Source organism: Palleronia abyssalis (assembly GCF_900302445.1).
Taxonomy (GTDB): Bacteria; Pseudomonadota; Alphaproteobacteria; order Rhodobacterales; family Rhodobacteraceae; genus Palleronia; species Palleronia abyssalis.
Window position 1 is genome coordinate 335,807 of sequence record NZ_ONZF01000004.1, and the last position, 20,405, is coordinate 356,211.

Genomic DNA, 20,405 nt, shown 5'->3' on the forward strand with positions numbered 1-20,405 from the left:
GCGACGGTCCTACGGTGGGAATGCGGCGCCAATGTCAGCCACGAGACGGTCTGCTTTTGGCTGTGTCGGTTCGGACCAAGGGTCGCGGGTTCAGAACCACGAACGTAGGATCGAGGGCCGCTGTCGAACCACTGGCGGCGGCAGTCGAGTCGGATGTACGTGACGATCAACGGCGGGCAGTGGACCAAGGGGGTGAAGTCGCGATGAGCGTCGTCGCGAAGACAAGCGTCCGCACGAAATCACTTAGAACAGCGATCCGCAAGCACATCAGCCTGAGTTGATCGTGACAGACAAGCTGGCCTCTTGTGGCGAAGCTTCAAAAGAATTCGAGCCGTAGACCGGCAGGAAACCGGTTGCCGATTGCGTTACATCTGGCGCACCAGCAAGAAAACCAGATCCGGGAAAATCAGGACGAGGATCAGCGTAACGATCAGCGCTCCGAAGAACGGAAGGACGCCGAGGAATACATCTTTGAAGCCGACATCGTTCAGTTCGTTCCTGCGTGCCAGTCCAAGTATGATGAACAGATTCAATCCCACCGGCGGTGTGATCATAGAAGCTTCGACCAGCATCACCACCACGATGCCAAACCACAGAAGGTCCACGCCCGCACTGTCCAGCACTGGGATGAGCACTGGAATGGTGATTACGATCATCGAAAGGCTTTCCATGAACATGCCGAGCACGAGATAGATCACGCAGCATGCCAGGACGATCTGAAGGGTCGACAAGTCCCAAGCCGCGATCGCGCGGGCCATGGCGACCGGCAATCCCAAGAATGCCATGACGAATTGCAAAAGGAACGCTCCGACCAAGATCAGCATGATCATTGAGGTCGTGGCGGCCGTCGCCAGTAAGGTCTCCCTCAACATCGACAGGCTGAGGCGTCCCGTCATCGCCGCGATGATCAACGCCCCTGTCACGCCGAAAGCCGCTGCCTCGGTCGGGGTGGCAACGCCCGCATAGATAGACCCCAGTACGGCTACGATCAGCCCCAGTATTGGCAAAAGCCAGACCAAGCCGGCCAGCTTCTCGGCCCAGGATGTCGATGCCTCCTTCGGCGCGAGCGCGGGGCGGACCCTTGCGGCGATCAGGATCACGCCCAGGCATAGGCCCAGCAAAATCAGTCCCGGCACCACGCCCGCGATGTAGAGTTGCCCAATGGATTCGCCGGCGAGGACGGCATAGACGATCATCACGATACTGGGCGGGATCAGAATTCCAAGTGTCCCACCACCTGCAATGGATCCCAGCATCATCCGCTGGTCGTAGCCACGCTTCGACATGTAAGGAATGGCAACGCCCCCAATGGTGGCCGCGGTCGCCGGGCTGGATCCGGAAACGCATGCGAATAACCCTGAAGCGACGATATTCGTGTGCAGCAGCCCCCCCGGAAGCCAGTTCAGCCACTTGGAGACGGTGTCATACATCCGCTCGGTGATACCGGACCGCAGAAGCAGTTCGCCCATCAAGATGAACAGCGGCAAAGCAAGAAGCGTGACAGTCGTGACAGCGTTATAGGGGAGATAGGAGAGCGCATCCCACACCGGGCGGTCGCTGAAGATCAGCCCGACACCGAGGGCGGTGAACCCGATCGTCACCGAAACGTAAAGCCCGATGCCGAGCCCGACGCCGAGAATACAAATAATTGTCAGGAGAATGGCGCCCACGGATCAGCCCCGGACCCGAAGTTGGTCGAGAAGAAGTTCGACCATCATGCGAATAGCCTGCAGGGCAAGTATGCTGAAGCCGAACGCCACGCAGGCTTGCGGCACCCAGATCGGGGTTTGCACGATCGAGACAGAGCGTGTTCCAAGCCCGAACGACTCAAAACACAGGGTCCAGCCGTAGACTGCCAACAACCCGGCAAATAGTGCCATCAGCGCAAGAGAGACGGTGGACAGGGCGTTCCGAAGGCCGGGAGGCAGGGCGCTGAACAGGATATCGACCCGGACGTGGGCGTCGATCTTCAGCGCGTAGGCCAGCCCGAAGGTACTTCCGAAGGCCAGGGCAAACGACGACAGATCGTCATTGCCCCGCGTGAAAAACAGACCAAAATACCGGCCCAAAGCGCTGATGGTGATATAGACCGAAAGCGCCACGAAGACCGCGCCCGAGGCCCAGGCCATCGCCGTGATCAGTCGGTCGAAGAGGGTCAAGACCGTTCTCATTTTCATGTGCTTCCCGAAGAGGCCGCGCCCGGCAAGGGCGCGGCAAGCCGTTTTCGCAGGCGATTATTCGCCCGCTTCGACACCCACGATGGGGGCGATCGCGTCGTTGAAAGCCGTCACCGCCGCGTCGCCACCGGCGCGGTCGACCCAAGCCGGCAACACCACCTCTTTGGCGATCTCCTGAAGACGGGGTTTCCATTCGTCCGGCACGGGCACCTTGGCTTCGACCCCTTGCTCGATCACCGCGTCGAGGTTGGTCTGGTTCTCTTCGTTGGCCAGCTCCCAACCTCGGGTCTGAAGTTCGTCCCACACCCCTTCGAGCTCGGTCCGGGTGTTTTCGTCCAGGCGGGACATGGCGCGATCCGACACCACGACCCAACCGGCGCCGGGGCCGAACATCAGGTCGGTCACGTAGTCGACGACCTCATAAAGCTGGGTGCGATTGGCGACGTCGGGGCCGGTGATAACCGCATCCACGACCCCTCGTTCCAATGCCTGCGGCACTTCAGCCAACGGAATGGTGACCGGTTCCGCGCCGAGTTCGGTGAGGTAGTCCGCCTGCGCAGTAGAGAAAACGCGGACCTTCTTACCTTCCAGAGACCCGAGGTCCTCCATCGGGAAAGTCGACCAAAGATACATGTTTGCAAAGGCGAATGACGCGACGGGCGTGCCGCCGATCCTATCCGCGTTCGGCGCAACCACAGCTTCGGTCCACGCGTCGTAAGCCTGCTCGGCCTCGTCGAGACCGTCATACACGCCCATCATCTGGACGCCCTCTATAATCGGAACCTCGCCGGAAACGTATCCTGTGATCAGTTCACCGGCGTCGACCAGTCCGGTCGACATGAACCGAATGAACTCGGTTCCAGTAAGCCCGAGCTCGGCAAATGTCGACAGATCAAGGGATAGTGCGCCGTCTGTCCTTTCCTGAAGCTCTTCGTTGAGCCAAGCCCATTTTTCCGTCGTCTGCTTCGAATCACGGATCAGCGCGACGGATTTCCACGTGGTATTCTGCGCTAGAACCTGTGAGCTGACGCAAAAGCTAAATGCTGTAGCTATACCCATGAACATAAGAGCACGAGGTACGCCGCCATTCCGTTCGGTCTTCATGAGTCTCCTCCCGTCGTTGGGGCGTCCCTGCCGCCCGAGTTGAAGTCTATGACCAACACGCCAATCTGTCGACACTTTATATGAATGGGCTGTTGCCCTCTTTGCTCTTGCCGGGCGGCGCGATAGTCTTGCCGCCATGGAAAAGAATACGGCGATACCCGAAGCGAATCTGTTCGAGCGCGTCACCCGGGATCGGCCGCGGAATTTCGACGCATCCTCCTTCGATCGTGCGCTTCTGATCCTCCAGCGCGTGTTGATGGAGCGGTACGACCGCCCTTCGCTGGTTACGAAGATCGCCTGCGAAACCGGCGCCGAGATCATTGAAGGCCTGCGTGCGCCGGGGGACGAACTGAACTCGGTGGACCTTGCTACGCGCTTTAAGACCAGCCGCACGCCGATACGCGACGCGCTCATGTTGCTTGAAAAAGAGGGGCTGATCGACATGCTGCCCCGGCGCCGCGCCCGCGTCGCAACGCCCCCCATAGAAGAGATCGGTGAAATCTACCGCGTCCGCGCAGCTTTGTTCGAGACGGTCGCAAGCGATGTCGTGTCCCGCGCGACCGAGGATGACATAGCGCTTTTGGCAGGACTGATCGACGCGATGGCCGATGCGGAACGTCGAATGGCGCTGCCCGACTACGTCTGGGCGAACGTCGAGTTCTATACTGCGCTTTCGAATATCGGGCGCAACCGGACCGCTGCGCGCCTGATCGACTCGCTTCTTCTGCGCACCCTGCCGCATCGTCGTTTGTCGCTGTCTCTGCCCGGTCGCATGGCGCGATCGCTGAAGACCCATGCACAGATCCTGGACGCGGTTACGCAGCGGGACGAAACCTTGGCGCGTGCCCTGATCCGGTCGAACCATCTGAGCGCGCTCGAAGCCCTGCAGAAGGCCGCCGCGGAAGGTCATTGATCGACGGCCAGAAACGACCGGATCTTGGCCGCGACCACGTCGGACCTTTCGATGTGCAGCAGGTGGGGCGCATCGTCGATCACGAAAAGGCGTGAGTTCGGAAGCGCCTCGGCCAAAGCTTTCATTGCGGCCTCGGGCGTCGCCGGATCAGCGCGCCCTGCAAGGCAAAGCGCGGGGCAGTCAACCTCGGCCAACTTGTCGCGTAGATCGAACCGCGAAATCGTCTGCCAGGCTGCGGCCCAGTTTTCGGGGTTGTTCGCAAGCAGGCGCGCACGAACGGCCTGGGCCGGCGGAGTGTCCCGAAATGCGTCGGTGAACCAGCGCGCCATGGTCGTCTCGACGATTGCCTGCATCCCGTCTTTCAGGGCCGGTTCACCGCGCGCGGCGAGGCTATCGCGGTTTTCTCCGGAAATCCCGGGTGGGCAGGCGCAGCAGATCAGGGCCGCGACCCGATCCGGATGCGCCACAGCCAGAGCCTGGGCGATCATGCCGCCGAACGATACGCCGATCACGGTCGCGGTTCCTATGTCCAGATCCGCCAAAAGCCGGGCCACGAGATCGGCATCATCCCAAACATCCATGTCCGGACTGCGATCCGCGGAGGCTCCGTGGCCTGCCAGATCCACGCAGATCATCTCGACCTGATCGTACAGAAATAAACTGAGTTCGTCCCAACAGCGGCGGTCCAGTCCGACGGGATGCAGGCAGACAAGGGGGGCGCCCTGCCCGACGCGCTCGAACGCCAAGGCAGTCATGACGGCTCGACCGGGACCAAAAAGCGCCCATCCTCGATCCTCTTCTCGCCATCGACATACAAGGTCGGCTCGAGGATGACGCCGTCCATGTGGATGCTCGACATGATCGACCCCCCCACATCGACATTCGTGCCAAGGCCGAAATGCATGGTGCCCCAGATATTCTTGTCCTCCCGCTGGTTTCCCCGGATCACCGCCTTCGAGTTGATCCCAATGGACGCTTCGGCTGGACAAAGATACGCGTTCTCGTCCCCCCATCGGTCCAGATGGTCGCGGAGGATGCGCGCCTCGGCGCCGCCGTCGATACGAACAATCCGACCATCTTCGACAGTGAACTCAATGGGGGAATACAGTCGGCCGATATGGTGGATCGTCAGGTCGATCACCAGCTTTCCGCTGGCCGAGTACTCGACGGGGGCGACGTTGAACTCGCCCGTCGGAAAGAGGTAATACAGAAGCTTGTTGCCTGGCCGGTTTTCGTCCTTGGCGAAGTCGACGATCCGGTATTCGTCAAAATCGTCGCTGGGCATGGGCGGTTTCGTTATTCGATCCGCGACAGAATAGGTGAAATCCGTTCCAAAGCGCGACGTAACGCGGCACGTTTGCGGATTCTCTCCAAAGACGTTCTTCGACACGAAGTGTTTACGGATCGCGATGTCCTTCATGCTTTCCGTGATGCCGCCGGATTGCAGCATTTCGAGCGTCATTCCCCCGTCGAGGCAAAAGGCCGGGATACCCGCCCCCATCGCCTTCAGGTTCGCGTCGCAATGCAGCATGCCCGTCGACGACACCAACACATTCAGATCCGAGGCCATCATCGCCTCGCACACGCCAGAGGGCGGATCATAATAATCCGCCGGACGCCGGTCGAATAGCGACAGGCTCGCCTCGGCCCCGAGATCCGCGAGGATCGTCATAATAGCCTGCCAGACGCGGGGGTCGTGTTCGAAATCTGAAATCACCAGTACCCGCTGCCCCTTCGTCACATTCCGGGTGAATGGACGGCGAAGATGATCGAGGGGTCCGGTCATCAGGCTCCCGGTGTGGTTCGACATGCGGCTCTTCCTCCTGCAGCTTCATAAAGTGTCGACATTTATTTGCAGACCGTCAAGCAGGGTCCGAGAAATTAGCACCGACACCTCCCGAAACTACCTTACAGCGGCATTATCAGGCAATTCGATTGCGCGACGTGAAGGGCTGTGCGACACCTAGAACAAATAGTGTCGACTTTTATGGAGGGGTCATGGCCGATCAGATCACCGCAATCCGCGTTCATGAATATGGCGGGTCCGACAGGCTGAGTGTTGACAGCATTACGCTCGACCCACCCGCGCCAGGTGAAGCGCGGGTCCGCCATCGGGCCATCGGACTGAACTTCGCCGACATTCATAACCGCGCGGGCCGCTATCCCCTGCCGTCGCTGCCGCATGTTCTGGGCGGTGAGGCGGCCGGCGTGGTCGAGGCCGTAGGCGACGGCGTCACATATGTGGCTCCGGGCGACCGCGTGGCCTATGCCGCAGGCGGGCCCGCCTACCCGCCCGGGTCTTATGCCGAGGCGCGCAACTTTCCCGCCGACCGGCTGATCCCCCTGCCCGACGAGATCGACGACGAGACGGCCGCGGGGCTGGTGACGAAAGGGCTGACGGCGCAATATCTTCTGCGCGGGTCGTACCGGGTCGAGCCCGGCCAGACGATCCTGATTCACGCCGCCGCCGGCGGTGTGGGGTCGCTTCTGGTACAATGGGCCGGTGCAATCGGTTGCCGGGTGATCGGGGTCGTCTCAACCGAGGAGAAAGCCGAGGCCGTTCGCAAGAACGGCGCCGAGCATGTCCTTCTGGGGCATGAGGATATCGCGGCACGTGTCCGCAGTCTGACGGCCGGGGAAGGCGTGCCGGTCGTCTACGACTCGGTCGGCAAGGACACTTTCGATGCCTCCCTCGCGTCGCTACGTCCGAACGGAACACTGGTGGCATTCGGGACTGCCTCGGGGCCAGTTCCACCGCTGGATCTGTTCCGGCTGAACCAGATGGGGTCGCTGCACGTAACCTCGGCTGCGTTCGCCTGGTTCATGCGCGACCGGCGCGAGCTTCTGTCGCGCGCGAATGAACTCTTCACCATGCTTCTGGGCGGCAAGCTGAAGATCGAGATCAACCAACGGTATGCGCTGAACGATGCGGCTCGGGCGCATGACGAGATCGAGGCGCGCAAGACAACAGGAATTAGCATACTGAAACCCTGACCCTGGGTTCAGTTCAGGGTCGCGGGCATCCAGATTGCGATGCCCGCGACCGCCATCAAGGGGATGCGCGTGCCAGCGAACGTCCACGCGGCGCGGTAGGCGTGCAGGGCGATATGCGAGGCTGTCGCATCGGAAGGGATCTGCCGCACAAAAGGGGCTGATGGCGAGTGTTCGCCCTGCCCCGGGACATCCCTATCCCATGCGCTATGGGTTGAGGATACCGACAACGAGCCTGCGCGCGTCCCGGATGTTCAATCCTTGTAACAATCCCATCCTTTCCGCCGAGCCACTGCCGTGCAGCCTGTCGGTCAATCCTGACCGGGGCTTCAAGCGATCCATGCTCCGCAGGAACCCCACATCGGAGGCTTGGCCGAGTGTGAGAAAGACAGACATGGACCTTGGTCGGGCGCGTCGGACAACCACAATCCATGCAGCCGGCTTGCTTGATTAAACCAGTAATACCAGACCATGAGCGCCTCGTGGCAGGACCACGTCGGCCATAGATCCGTCGCCCCCCCCACAATGGCATTCGGCGCCGGACCGTCCCAGGATGTCGAGTGCGGGGTCAGTGCCCAACGTTCTCAGGCGGGATCGATCTACCTTCCGTCTTTCGGGGAAGTCTCTCAACGCGGTTGCCGGCGTGAGAACTCCTGTTAGGCGTTAGCCTACTTGTACAGCTCGAACTCAGTGCCGTTTTTCCACAGCGCAAGCATCAGCACGATCGCCGCAATCACTTCATGTAGCGTCATCCGCCATGCGATCAGTCAAAGCCAGAAAGCAGTTCCATTGATACGCTGGGTTTAGATGCACCTTCTCGTACCGCCGACGCTCCAACGAGATGCTCGAAAAGTTCCTACCGACAGTATTCGGATCAGAAGCCCGCGATCGACGTAAGGCCGACCGATATGGTCACGCGTGGTCGCCTCCCTGAGGATTTCCTTGGCGAGATTGACGCACCGCCCGACCTGCCCCCGGTGAGCGAACAGGATACGCTCAGTAGCGGTGAGTCGCTCCTGCAGAGGTTCCACGGCCATTCCAACAGCTCGGACGGCGCGGGGCTGGGCGTAGCCGACGTGGACGGGGACGGATCGCTCGACGTGGTGCTGCTGTCCTATGACGATCCGGGCAATGACGACGGGCGCGACAATCGCTTCAAGCTGCACCTGATCCGGTCGGGTGCCGAGTTCTAGTACGTTCTTCCCGGGGATCGTCCTGTTCCGTGGCGGTCCCCTTTCCACGGTATCGTGGTCGCGGTCGCCGGCGATGGAACGGATGGCCGAACGGACGATGCGGCAGGCGGCGGGACTGAACCCCGCCACTGCCGTCCGGTGGCCGGACATGGGGTGTTTGAGACGCTGCGATGGACGCCCCCGCCCGACGGCCGCGGCGAGTCCTCGACGCGCGACGAATCTGACGGATGATCGATGGGCTGAGTCCGGAACTGGCAATACTGTGCGAGAAGTGGACAACGGTCCATGGAGCCTACTGAATAGCAGATTACCGGCGCCTCGGCCGCGATGGAGGCCAAGCGCGCGGCAGGCTAAGCAACGGCAGCGCGCTACGACGCGGCCTCTGGACGGCTGGTGGCCACCCTGCACGACGGACTGGAGTTGGCAGTGCCGACGCGCCTCGAGGAGGGGCTGGCCGACGCCCACCTAGCGGACCTGGCCGAGATCGAGATCACGCCCTCCGGGTTGGCAGGGGAATCCCGTTTGGGTTCGTCATGGCTCGTCAAAACCGAAAAACAACGTCATCAGACCGTGAGCGCAACGAGAGAGCCAAAAGGTTCCCGTAATGTTCACCCTCTCTGCGATCAGTTTTCCAAACGCGATTGCCCTGTCCGGGTCGGGGCTGCCCTGGCCCGCACTCATGAAACGGGCGTAAGAAACGTTTTGGTCGTTTTAACCGTGTCATATTAGTCGCCTGCGACTTTCGACGCGCCGCAGAGGGCAAGTCTAGTGCCGAATGCAACATCATGTTGCGTCCGCAGCGCAATCCGTCGGATCCGCCATTAATGCACCAGGCAGCAACCGGTAGTTAGGGGCTCGAACCCGACTTGCGGCGGCGCAGCGAGCCGAGCATCTGGCGCGCCGCAGCCATCGTCGCTCACGGCCCATACCTGTCATTCAAGATGATGTAAGTTCGCCGCGAGCGCAGCCCACTTTCCGGACGTTCGCTGGGAACCCAGGATTCTGACCAGTCGGATGCACACTTGACGTACAAAATCGCCACTAGCTGTCGCCCCTTTGAATGCAGTCTTCGGTAGCTCTAGGAATACCCATTCACTATCGCACCTTATGCTCTCAAATGTTGGCGTGGAGCGAACGTGACCGACCAAGAAGCTTTGCAACTTAAAAAAACTACGGCATAGTCTCAACTAACTATAATCATGTGGGGCACTGACACACCCTCTGGGTTGCGCCCTGCGAAGCTGATTGATCGTGATGACCGACAAAACATATTCCAGAAATATACTCATTGATACTCCCTCACAAATCGACGCATTCCAAGGCAAGGGCCATGAGCGAACGGCCAAGAGTCTTGCTGTCGCTATATCTCAGTTCGAAAACTCCGATCGCTCTATCGGTCTTGATGGACCTTGGGGCAGTGGGAAATCAAGTATCGTTGAGATCGCGACGAGGGAGCTAAATGAGCTTTCAAAAAACGGAGGTAAGAAATTTGCCTTCTTCACTTTTGATATCTGGAAATCTCAGGGAACAGCATTTCGTCGCGCATTCCTTGAGCACTTCGTTTCTTGGTCAATACAGAATTTTCCTCGCAAAAAAGTCGAACTGCAGAAAATAGAAGAAAAAATACGTGGCAAGACACGACATGTAACCACGAACAACAACACAACATTGGATTGGTACGGTGTATTGGTTCTACTCACGCTACCTTTTCTACCCATCTTCTATTTTTGGGCAAAAAAGGAGTATGACCTTTCGACCAAGCCGACGGAGACGGCCCCTACGCCCTCAGATGCAAGTGCTGTCGGAGCTGCTGGAGATGTAATTTCGGCAAGCGAACCATTCTTAAACTCTGCCCCCATGTGGGTCCTATATATCTTTCTCTTGGTTACTCTGGGAAAGGCTGGTTGGGTGTACTTTTCCCATGAAAAGTCAAAGAAGGTCACATTTTGGGAGGCCTTGTCGCGGACTTTGTTGATCACCGCGAAGCAATACGAAAAACAGCAAAGCACACAACATATTAGGGAGGTAGATCCAAATGATTTTGAGTTTCAGGCTACGCTATCTGAAATCATATCAACAGTGCAAAGCCCAAAAACGAGAGTTGTCTTAGTTCTGGACAACATTGACCGCTTACCTCCTGACCAAATTGACGATCATTGGTCCGCAATTCGATCAATTTTTTCGAGGAATCTCGCTGGCGGCAAGCACACAGAAGATGATTCGATCACCGCAATTGTTCCATATGATAGGTCTCACATCCAAGGTGCAATTATTGGAACAGGTGACGGCCAAGACATTTCCCCAACAGAGGGTGCGTTAGCCAAACGGGAGCTGTTCTCAAAAACATTCGATGAAATATTGTTTGTTGCTCCCCCAGTCATGTCAAATTCCCGAGAGTTCTTTGACGCCCTAATATCTGAAGCACTGCCCAACTTTCAGAACCGCGAAGAGCTTTTTAGGGTCTATCTAATATTCTCAACGTATATGAAACCACCGAATGGTCACTTTACGCCTCGACAGATTATTTCGTTCATCAATGATTTGACCAATCTCTTCTGTATACACGAAGGGAAGCACCCTCTGAGCACCGTCGCGGTTTATACCTGCCATAGGGAACGCATATCAGACAACCCATTCATCTTGACTAACGATTCAATTATCGATGCAAAACTTCGGCGGCTTGCTCCAGACCCCGAAATCGAACAAAATTTGGCCGCGCTTTTGTACAACGTTGATAGCCAATTTGCGTTGGAAATTCTTCTTGATGAGCGTATTTCGACTGCTGCTACGCAAGATAATTCCAAAGATCTAGTTGAACTGTCCCAGTCCCATGGCTTTGATTTGAGGGTGGACGAAGTCATCCGATCTCACGCCAAAGACTGGATCGGCGCAGGTGAGTTTGGAAACGCTATCATCAACTTTGGGAATTTGCTACCTGCATATCCAGGAACAGCCAAACACCAAGTTGTAGATAGCCTGATTTACTTCTTCAAAGAAATTCCCGAACTAAGCCCTGACAAGGATGATTATTTCCCTTATTTCAGCTTGCTCGACTTCTGTCCAACAAATAGGGTTTCAGACCTTTCAAAGGAAGTGATTTCAAAGGTTCTAAACACGGCCATTGCGGATGGCAAAGGTGAGATAAGCTACAGTGCAGGACGTTCGATAATTGATTTTATCGACACCTTGCAGAGTCACTTGTCTGACAAGCTGACGACAGATGAATTCCGCAGCCTATTGAAAGAATTCAAACTTCCATCTGATCCCGATTTTATGCTTGGTGTTGCGAATAGGGTCAGTGAGTGCGAAATCTCTCTTTCCGACTTTGGTAAAGTCGCATTTACTCTCAAAGAAGACGACACCAAGTTGGAAGACTTTGCGCGTGATGACTACAACCTCTCCGAGGCAGCGTTTGGGGAGTTACTGAGCGCAAAAGTGGTGACGTCACAAAAATGGGTTGAGACTGCGAACAGCATTATTGAGTTGCTAAAGGATCCTAAAAATGTCAGCACAAAGATTTTCGACGGCCTACTTGGTACACTTGCCAAAATTTGGACCAATCTTGGACAAATAAAACGTAAAGATATAAACTTGGGCAGCCTCTCAGAAAGTGCAGTGTTCTACGCTGGCCTGAAGGTTGTTTACGAGCATGAGCTAGAAGCTACAGGTTTAGGTCACGCGGTATTCCTCGTGAAACACCCAAGGCTCAGCGAGGATTTACCCTCGACCGAAGAAGAAACCAAGGGAACTTTCACTTCAGAAATGAAAGCTGCGAAACAATGGTTTGCAGATGTCTATGGGGGCGAAACCGCGTTGGAGCAAACTCAGGTCGATCGGATATTAGAAAACGCCAGATCGACTCGCAGTGTGGGATCGTGGGTTGATGCTGGACGCAAAGGCGGAGATGCTCTCATCGAATGCGTTGTGCGAACCGCGTTTGGCAGTCAGGACCTCCCTCGCTTTGCCCTAACAACTTTCTTAAATAATTTTGATTACTCTCAAGGGCTTGTAGGCGATCAGTTCGTTGAAGTATTGCAGAAGTATGACTCATACATTGATCAAGACTCCGTCAATGAACTTAAGCTGTCTGAAATTCCAATCGGGGTACTCTCCGATACTAAGAACATTTCAGGTGGCGGTTGGCGGCGCGTTCACAAGAAAGTTGAAGGCACCCTGCTTCAAACAGAGCACAAACTCTGGGCAGAGAAGCTTGAAAATGCGGACCATGACGTTTGCCTTGTTGCCGAAATGGCTCGTTCCCATGAGTTGAAGCTGGATAATGCTGATTTTAGATTAGCATTTATGAACATGGTTCTGAAAGTCCTTAAGGGCGACATTACAGAATTTTCCAATGAGATTAACTTTGATGCCGTGTTTGAGGCGATCCCTGAGAGCTTCCACAACGATATTTTCCGCCAGTGCCGTGAGAAAGTATCTGAGGTCTCTCACGAAGGTCTGAGGCTGTCAGAGACGCTATTTCCAAATGTACTAAAAAGCATAGTTTCGTCGGGTGAAAAGATCAGTGCCAGCGAGAAGGACAATGTCACAAGACATTTACTATGTACCGCTTTGGAATCTGGGAACGTGAACGTATTGAATATCTTCCTTAGTCTTGGCCGACGGAAGGTTGGAGATTTTATCAACAAGTCCCATCAATCGACGAAAGACAAAGTTGATGGAGCATTGGCCGCTTATGCAAATGACTGCGATGATCGAGCATACTTTCAGCAGGTTAGTTACCTAGTCAAAGGCAAAAAGAAAACCAGCTCCCTTTGGGGAATTTGGTTTCCGCATTTGGTAACGAGTGGCAAAGATGAGGAAGAAGAGGCTGAGGATCAGCGATAAGCTCTTACGAAAAAGACAATCGGTAAATTCTTAGAACAAAGCTCATTGAGCGTGCGCGAGGCATATTAGCTTGGGGCAGTTGATCTGATTGTTCAATCTAAGAGAGAACCCTTCGGTGGTGGCCTAACTCAGTCTCGCCGACATCGAAGCAACGTTGGTAGTACGAGGCCAGCTAGATTTTCATCAATGACCGCTTTAGGGCTTTCTATAGTCTGCGACACATCTGCAGCGAACTTCCGCTTTCCGCCCTCCTGTGGAAAAGCGCCCTTTGGCGAACCCAAAAATCGGCGGCCGGCAAATGCACGCGCACCTTCCGTGTTAGGCTTTGTGCGGTGCGGGAATGATCTTCGCCAGTTTCGTGAGGTTCTGGCCGTTGCCGCGAGGAGGAATTCATCTTTCGCGCCGCATGGTCCACTTAGTCGCAGCCTTCCGAGACCGGGGATGCGCTTGAGATGCGCGAACAGCATCTCGACCTTCTTCTCAAGCTTCACGGAGACGTCGTATTACTCGGTCTTGGCGATGTCGCCGGCGTCTTCGTGTTCCTCGCGGGTGATGGCCAGGGCCTTTTGCTTGCCGCGGTGGAGCAAGTTCCGCGCGGATAGATCGCCGCGAAACGCTTGCGCTCGTCGACGGCCACGGTATCCGCACCCTGCCCCGCCGCGAGGGCTATGCAGAGGCGGCGCTGCCGCGCCGCCTTTCATGGCCTTGAGCGGCAGATCGGATAGCGCATCAGCGCCCAACGCCGTCAGGTTCGCCTCGTTCTGCGCCGTCCCGGCAATGGGCTACCCTTCATCACGACCGATTCTATATCTTGAACCGGACACCGAGCGCAACGCAAGATACACATTCAAGGCGTCCACCGCGCGGTCTTAGCTCCGATTCCAAAGGAACTTTAGCGGAATCTACACAAACCTGTGAATCTGGCGAAAGTTGCCTCGGCCGCCTCAATTAATCCATGTAAAAACAGTTAGTTATATCGCCTCGAATTCTCCCCGGACCAAGGTCTGCGCGAAACCCGAGATAAGATCGCTCGAACTCCGAAGATAGACAACAAAAAAAGGCCCGCCGAAGCGGGCCTTACTCTTAAAACAGTTCTTGGTCAGGTTTCTGTGTTCTTTGCCGCGATGTGGTCCGTATTGATCAGGATCGCTCCGATGCCGGGCGCGCCGGCTCGACGGGTCGCTGGCATTTCTCCGGAAAGAACTTTTTTGAAAACCTCCTCGAAGGGCCCCGCCCCGTGCTGGCAGGCATGGGCCATCGGACGAAGCATGGCGTGGCTCGCAGGGTCGGCGATCGCGAAGGTACCGAGGGTGGCGAGAAGCGTATCGAGATGATCCCGTGCGACCACAACGTTCCGCACGGATCCCCTGCCCGTCCTTGGAACCAGTGGCTCGACGATCCCGCATCGGTAAAGTGCTTCGACCTGCCCCTTGCTCGCGCCGAGGTAAGAGGGCACGTCCGAGAGCGAAACGGCGGAGTGGAAGGATTCGATCAGCGGCACGACATGATCCGCCGCGAACACCATGTTGCCACTCTCGACTTCCGTTGCATCAGCCGGGATCTCGCCAAGCTTCTTAAGCAGGCGCTCCATACGTTTCCGGGTCGTTCCGATCTCCTTTGCAAGGCTCTGAAGCGTATGGAACCGCCGCTCGGTGATCTCCACTCCGAGCACAGTGGTCGCAGGCTCGACAGCAGAATTCTTCACGATGTGCTCGCGCAGGATATCCCGGATCGGCCCGGGGTCGATCGCATTGGACCGGCGGTCCAGCCAGTCGTAGAGTTGCCCGTAGTATGCCAAGGGACCCGCCTGAACAGCCTTCGCGGGAGAGGCACGGCGGACCGCATCGAGTGCCTCATCGATCGCCCCCTTCCCCTCCCGGTATATGGAAAAGCCAGTTTCGGTTACGGCCTCGGCTGCCTGCGCCAGCAGGTTCCGCGGAACAACCTTGTGTCCGTGCGCCATGACGGCGCCAAGCATGTGCGAGGCCATCAGGACCTGCTCGAGAGTTTGCCCCGCAAGCCAGGCCGAATCGTTGGCGGTGTACCCCTCAAGTCTTCGACGCAGCCAATCCAAATACTGGGGCGTCTCCGTTCGGGTTCTAACGGGCGTCGCCAGTGCGTCCCCGGCCATGGAGAGGCGGAGATTGATCGCCTGGCTTTCCCGGGAAGACGCGAGATGGACACCGTGCCGGTCGCACCGGTGGACGAGGCTGAAGCCCCAGATCAGCCGGAAGCGCCGATCTTCGACGGGCCCGTCTTCGGCGAGGCAGAGGGGGCAGTAGCGGGCCGCCCGCGGGGAAAGGAAGGAACGGGTGATATCCTCGCCACGGAAGGTACCGATCCGGGGGGACACTCGGATGGCCAAGCGATGTATCATATCCGCCGGATGCCCGGTTGCCTCCGCGAACGCCGATGCGGCATCGGGATGCCCCGCCATGAACGGATCCCGCGCGATGCCGATATCCTTGAGCACTCGTTCCATCCCGCGCCCGGTATGAAAGAGCGACATCCGGTCAGCATACGAGAGGAGAGTCTCCTCAGGATCGAGGGGAAGGACCGGCTGGAGCATGGTCACATCCCCCACCCTATCGCTTCGAGTTCGACCCGTACGGTTTCCCATGGTGCGTCGTGGAATGGCGTCTGGCCGACGCCTGTATTCGACTTGCGGAACACACGGTCCGCGGCAGCGAGAGACAGCGCATCACGGCCACGCGTGGTCGCCTCCCTAAGGATTTCCTTGGCGAGATTGACGCACCGCCCGACCTGCCCCCGGTGAGCGAACAGGATACGCTCAGGGAACGCGTCATCTGCGGGAATATGGATTCCTAGGACACCGGCGCATTGCCGGAGATTGGTCGCGAACAGGGCTGCGTTTCGCGTGTCAGGGAGGACCGCAGAAAGTTTCAGCTCCTGAAAGCGTCGATAGGTTTCTCCCGAGGGTTCGGCGAGGATCTCGTCCCGAAGGCTGGGAACACCAGCGACAATGAGAGCGACGCCGCCCGCGGACTGCAAAATGTGCTTCAGGGACTGGATCGCTCCCTGCTTATCGCGCCCGGCCCCGGTACGGAACATGTGGTGGCATTCGTCGATGACAACGGTGGTGATCCCTACCTTGCCGAGCCGATGCACGACCATCTCCCAAGCATCGGAAGATCGCAGACGGGAGTCGATCTTCTTGTATCCCGTCCTCGCGAGGATGAGCTCCGCCAGCTTCTTGACGGTGGCCTCGGGCGGAACCGTGATGAAGAGCGTATTTCCCGTCATGTCCTGGCCGAACTCCCTAAGGACGGGACTGGCACGCAGGGTACGCATCAGCAGGGCGGTCTTACCGTCTCCCGATCGACCGAGGACCATCAATCCGCGCGTCTCCCCGGTGAGCGTATCGACCCGTGGTTGTGCGGTCATCGCCCCGTCGTCCCCTACCGCATAGAGATCGAAAAGGTGGTCTTCGAGCAGCTCATCATGACCGAAGCGCCAGTAGCGCACGTCGAGCCAATCCAGCTTCTCCGACAAAGTCTTGGGCGTCGACCCGAACGAAGTCATTGCAGTCATTCCATCGATCCTTGGTCAGTGTCGTCGGCGGCGTCCGGACCAGAATGGGAGTCTGGCGATCGCGAGCCTTGGGCCTCTGAAGCGTCCGTGCCTTCATCCAGATCATCGAAGAGGTCGCGGTAGGGACCTGCGGCGTGCCGTCTTTCGGCCGTGTCGGTAAACCGGCTGAACCGCGCGACATCCCGGTCCAGGTCATCAGCCGTACGGGGCAGTGAAATGAGACCGGTAAGCCGCTTCAGTCGATAGGACTCCGCGCTCGCATCCAGGATGAAGTCGCGGCGAGCCCGCCTCTCCTCGTCGCTCCCCTCGGCCCGTTCCGCAAGCCAAGCGCGAAGTTCGGCGTCGGTCTTGCCGAGCCAGGCTGGATCGCAGGCCGGTACCGTGAACCAGGGACCGTTGTCGGCGCGTACGCTGATCGCACCGATATCTCCGCCCCAGCGAAGGATCTCGAACTCCTCCTGATGCTGCTTGAGTACCATGTCCATGAGAGCATCGGACTGGTAGTCGAGGTAGTGGGTCCGAAGGCCCTTGCGACTGGCTTTGCGGCGTGATCGCGCGCCGAAAGCCTCGCGCATCTCCGCACTGGTTAGGGACCGCGGAGTGCATTCCTTGCGAGCCTTCTTCCAAGCCTGGGCCGGCGACATGCCGAGAGCCGCGTGCGGCTTCGTGTGATAAGCATCCACCGTCCATCGCACGAGCCATCCGAGGAAGGCCTCGAGCGTCAGCGTCGCACGTCCTTGGGCGTCGTTCTCCCCCCGCTCAACCACGTTGCTGAACGCCCGCCCTGAGAAGCGCAGGAGCAGATCCGTATGGATGGTCCGGAAGAGCCGCTCAATGAAAGGTTTGAGCCAGGGCTTCCCGGCCGGTGCACCGATATTGGTGATGCCGAGGCTCGCCAGGATATCGTACGCCTCATCCGTGATGTACTTCGACCCACGGTCGAGGACGATCGCTTCGGGAGCACCGGACATCGGCCAATCGAAACGGGCACCGGCCGCGTCCGCGATCGGCGACTTGTCCATGTAGATCATTTCGATCGTTTGCGCGAGCGGGCTTTCGGCTCCTACGGGAACGATCTGCAAGGCCAGCAAACACCGGGTGTAGACGTCGATGGCGGCCGATATCGTTGCTCGTGCGGAGGAGCCATCAAGGCCAATGATCCGCTGAATTGACAGCGGGAGATGATCGAAGAGCCCAGTAGCTTGCATGAGCACGAACAGATCTATCGTGTACTCATCCACTTCGACGCGTTCGAGCGCACGATGCGCCACCGTCCCAAGGCCAAGGCCGTGCATGTCATTGTAGGCCTTGTCCCAACCAAGACGTCGCAGGGCGTGATCCACCGGCGCGAGAGCGTGGACCTTACCGGCGATGTAATCGTAGCCCGGCCGCCGCAGTTTTCCCTCGGGAACCGCCTTGCGCTCGCGGTGCTCGTTCTCTGCATCAATTTCGGCCTGAACGCACTCGACGAAGAACTTTACCGTCGGGCGTTCGAGATCCCAAAGTCTATTGAGGGCGCGATCGATGAGACGGTCAATGGTCTCGTCGTAACGAGCATGACCTCCACAGTTGCGGTAACTGTCAAAGAGGGCATCATCACCACGGGCCTTCCACTGCCGATACCACTTCCACATGGTGTGGCCCGACTTGAACCCTTTCTCGAAGTTGCTGGCCTTCTCCAACTGCGGATCAGGCGGGATCTTCGCGCCGCCACGCTTCGCGTTCCGCATGGACCGGGCCGCAAGATATTCTCTGTGGCGCTGGGTGCCAGCGGCGACGATGGCAACGATCTTGTTGCAGAAATCATCCCGCACGGGTCGCAGCTCTCCTCGATCGATCATCTCGTCGATTGCGAGTACGAAACTTTTCTTCAGGCGCTGTCGGGCGATCTCGTCGGCATTCCGCTCGCTGCGTCGAACGGACTTCGGGTCTCTAGGAGCCGCTAGCGGCCTCCTCAAGACATGGAGCGTGCCGAGCTTATTCTCGGTGGCAATAGCCTCATAGGAGATGATCCCGGCATCGCTTGCATGGCATTCGCCGGTCGTGGGATCCGTCCATTCCCCCCAGAAGACGAAGTAACCTTCGGGTCGAAGCTCCAGCACCTTTCCGCTACGGATACCGATCGCGAACTCGCAATCCTTCTCAAGGAGCACCTTGGAGCGCGTTTTGAACGGGGCCGCCATCAGATTCCCTCCCCTCGGGCGATCAGGGAACTCCCCGTGATCCTCCCGGGTGCGAACAGACGGGCGCGCTCGAACCTAAGCGCCCTCGCCAAGCCGAAGAATCCGGCGCCTCCGAGATCGATCTCGGAGAGGAAATCACTGATCGACGTATGGCCATCGAGATCGGCGAGACCGTCGCTGATACGATGGTCGATCTCCGGCTCAGGATCGCGCGCGGCATGGAACAGCTTCGCATTGTGAAGCAGGACCGGATCGATGTTCCGCTCGGTGATGGTGGCCACCGCATCGCAGATATTGCCGATGGCTGCTTTCTTGATCTCTGCGAACTTGGCCTGGTACTCGTACGTCTTGGCAACGCGTTCTGGTTTGACCGAGATGCAAATACGGAAGCCTCCGCTCCGGGTGAAACGGAAATCGAAATGGTGCCGGCTTGAGCGTCCATTCGGCAGGGTAAAGGGGAGCCCGGCGAGTTGTTCCTCCAGGTCGTGGCAATCCGCGCGGTAGAGAAGACAAAGCGCGACGTTGTGTTCGTTCAGGCTCGCGAAGCCGAGACGCTGCTGCCTCGGACCACGGTTGAATACCAGTTCCCCCACGAAATGGCCCTTGGATGCCTTGGGAATCGGTCGCTTCGCGCGGCTCGGCAGCGGAGGGGTCTTGATAGGGCTGGACGTTTCCGTGGAAACGGGTTCGCTCCTTCTGAGCCGGGCTCCTGTGCCGGCATGATAGGTAGAGATGGTCATCGTCTTCCGTTCGGTCCGTTGTTGTCTTGAATGAAGGCGCAGCCGGTCCTGCCCGGGAGCCAGGGGCTCCAGGATGGTCGGCTATCGAGTGGGGCTGTAAAAAGAGGCAGCCGGGGTGGCTGTTCTGCCAGCGGCGGTTCTGGCGCGCTCTAGAAGATGAAGTGTCTCAGGTGCGATATCTCCATGATCCCGGCCCGTCTCATTCAGAAGACGGGCATGACTTCTCCTTTCCGGACGGCGACGCCTTCCGGAGCTGATTGTGTTCCACGAATTGATCTTGGGTCGTTTGGGAAAGGGTTCCCTGAGGGCTTACCTCTGTGACGGCATCGGGGCCGATCAGTCCCTCGAAATCACCGGATATGCCGGTGGCGTGATCTTTCTCTTATTCCTCTTCACGTGTGTCCCATCTCGTGACCGCGCAAGAGCACGAGGCCCCTCTGGCCCGAACTGCCCTTATCGGCCACCGCGAGTCAAGATACTGTTTTATTTGCGAAAAACATACATTCATCATGTTTTTGAACAGGGGTGTCGTGTCGATCTGGCCTCCTTCTTGTGCCTCGCAGACTACATACACCCTCAACCCGCATTATTCACCGGAACGGCTCCCCGGTGGGCTTGAGGCAAGGTGAGGCCGTTCCTGCCGGCCTCTGGGCGAGCGTTTGCTGCGAGTGTCAGCCGCGCTTCGCGCATGAGTTGATAGAGCTGCT

General features: G+C 58.0%; 14 protein-coding genes and 1 pseudogene. 5 read left to right on the top strand and 10 right to left on the bottom strand.

Features of this window, described 5'->3' with window-relative positions; translation table 11 throughout:
- Window positions 1-365 precede the first annotated feature (365 nt).
- The 3 genes from PAA8504_RS11840 to dctP all read right to left on the bottom strand — a co-directional run bounded on the left by PAA8504_RS11840 (window position 366) and on the right by dctP (window position 3,281).
- On the bottom strand, window positions 366-1,670 hold the full coding sequence (locus PAA8504_RS11840) for a TRAP transporter large permease (protein ID WP_108894381.1): 1,305 nt from the start codon (window positions 1,668-1,670) through the stop codon (window positions 366-368).
- Between the two features lie 3 nt (window positions 1,671-1,673).
- Entirely contained in the window at window positions 1,674-2,159 is a 486-nt protein-coding gene (locus PAA8504_RS11845) for a TRAP transporter small permease subunit (protein WP_181375776.1), read from the bottom strand.
- Between the two features lie 75 nt (window positions 2,160-2,234).
- Entirely contained in the window at window positions 2,235-3,281 is a 1,047-nt protein-coding gene (dctP, locus tag PAA8504_RS11850; protein ID WP_181375777.1) for a TRAP transporter substrate-binding protein DctP, read from the bottom strand.
- 136 nt (window positions 3,282-3,417) lie between these two features.
- Between dctP and PAA8504_RS11855 the strand changes: the two genes are divergently transcribed.
- Window positions 3,418-4,194: a GntR family transcriptional regulator gene (locus PAA8504_RS11855; RefSeq protein ID WP_108894383.1), complete on the top strand. Its 777-nt coding sequence runs from the start codon at window positions 3,418-3,420 to the stop codon at window positions 4,192-4,194.
- Here PAA8504_RS11855 and PAA8504_RS11860 read toward each other — a convergent pair.
- Together PAA8504_RS11860 and PAA8504_RS11865 are read right to left on the bottom strand one after the other, a co-directional pair.
- Window positions 4,188-4,949, bottom strand: coding sequence for an alpha/beta fold hydrolase (locus PAA8504_RS11860; RefSeq protein WP_108894384.1), 762 nt, complete (start codon window positions 4,947-4,949; stop codon window positions 4,188-4,190). The genes PAA8504_RS11855 and PAA8504_RS11860 overlap by 7 nt on opposite strands.
- Window positions 4,946-6,004 carry an aminopeptidase gene (locus PAA8504_RS11865; RefSeq protein WP_108894385.1) on the bottom strand — a complete coding sequence of 353 codons (1,059 nt, stop codon included), beginning with the start codon at window positions 6,002-6,004 and terminating at the stop codon, window positions 4,946-4,948. Before PAA8504_RS11865 ends, PAA8504_RS11860 begins: the two co-directional genes overlap by 4 nt.
- 188 nt (window positions 6,005-6,192) lie before the next feature.
- On the opposite strand from PAA8504_RS11865, the gene PAA8504_RS11870 reads away from it, so the two are divergent.
- The 4 genes from PAA8504_RS11870 (at window position 6,193) to PAA8504_RS11885 (ending at window position 13,223) form a co-directional block, all read left to right on the top strand.
- On the top strand, window positions 6,193-7,188 hold the full coding sequence (locus PAA8504_RS11870; protein ID WP_108894386.1) for a quinone oxidoreductase family protein: 996 nt from the start codon (window positions 6,193-6,195) through the stop codon (window positions 7,186-7,188).
- A gap of 905 nt (window positions 7,189-8,093) precedes the next feature.
- Window positions 8,094-8,378, top strand: a complete 285-nt coding sequence (locus PAA8504_RS11880) for a hypothetical protein (protein WP_108894388.1) — start codon at window positions 8,094-8,096, stop codon at window positions 8,376-8,378.
- A 393-nt stretch (window positions 8,379-8,771) separates the two neighbouring features.
- Window positions 8,772-9,107 carry a hypothetical protein gene (locus PAA8504_RS21800; protein ID WP_146190490.1) on the top strand — a complete coding sequence of 112 codons (336 nt, stop codon included), beginning with the start codon at window positions 8,772-8,774 and terminating at the stop codon, window positions 9,105-9,107.
- A 525-nt stretch (window positions 9,108-9,632) separates the two neighbouring features.
- The gene (locus PAA8504_RS11885) at window positions 9,633-13,223 is read left to right on the top strand and encodes a P-loop NTPase fold protein (protein ID WP_108894389.1); all 3,591 of its coding nucleotides are present in this window, start codon (window positions 9,633-9,635) and stop codon (window positions 13,221-13,223) included.
- A 318-nt stretch (window positions 13,224-13,541) separates the two neighbouring features.
- Here the strand turns inward: PAA8504_RS11885 and PAA8504_RS22775 are convergent.
- The 5 genes and pseudogenes from PAA8504_RS22775 to PAA8504_RS11910 all read right to left on the bottom strand — a co-directional run.
- Window positions 13,542-13,786 (bottom strand): annotated as a pseudogene (locus tag PAA8504_RS22775) (IS5/IS1182 family transposase); the annotation flags it as partial.
- A 536-nt stretch (window positions 13,787-14,322) separates the two neighbouring features.
- Complete coding sequence (locus PAA8504_RS11895) at window positions 14,323-15,792, bottom strand: TniQ family protein (protein ID WP_181375778.1); 1,470 nt, start codon at window positions 15,790-15,792, stop codon at window positions 14,323-14,325.
- A 2-nt stretch (window positions 15,793-15,794) separates the two neighbouring features.
- Window positions 15,795-16,736 carry a TniB family NTP-binding protein gene (locus PAA8504_RS11900; RefSeq protein WP_181375779.1) on the bottom strand — a complete coding sequence of 314 codons (942 nt, stop codon included), beginning with the start codon at window positions 16,734-16,736 and terminating at the stop codon, window positions 15,795-15,797.
- Window positions 16,737-16,771: 35 nt separating this feature from the next.
- The gene (locus tag PAA8504_RS11905) at window positions 16,772-18,958 is read right to left on the bottom strand and encodes a TnsB C-terminal domain-containing protein (protein ID WP_108894392.1); all 2,187 of its coding nucleotides are present in this window, start codon (window positions 18,956-18,958) and stop codon (window positions 16,772-16,774) included.
- Window positions 18,958-19,698 (bottom strand): hypothetical protein, encoded by a 741-nt coding sequence (locus PAA8504_RS11910; protein ID WP_146190491.1) that lies wholly within the window; start codon window positions 19,696-19,698, stop codon window positions 18,958-18,960. The genes PAA8504_RS11905 and PAA8504_RS11910 overlap by 1 nt, the downstream gene beginning before the upstream one ends.
- Window positions 19,699-20,405: the final 707 nt, after the last annotated feature.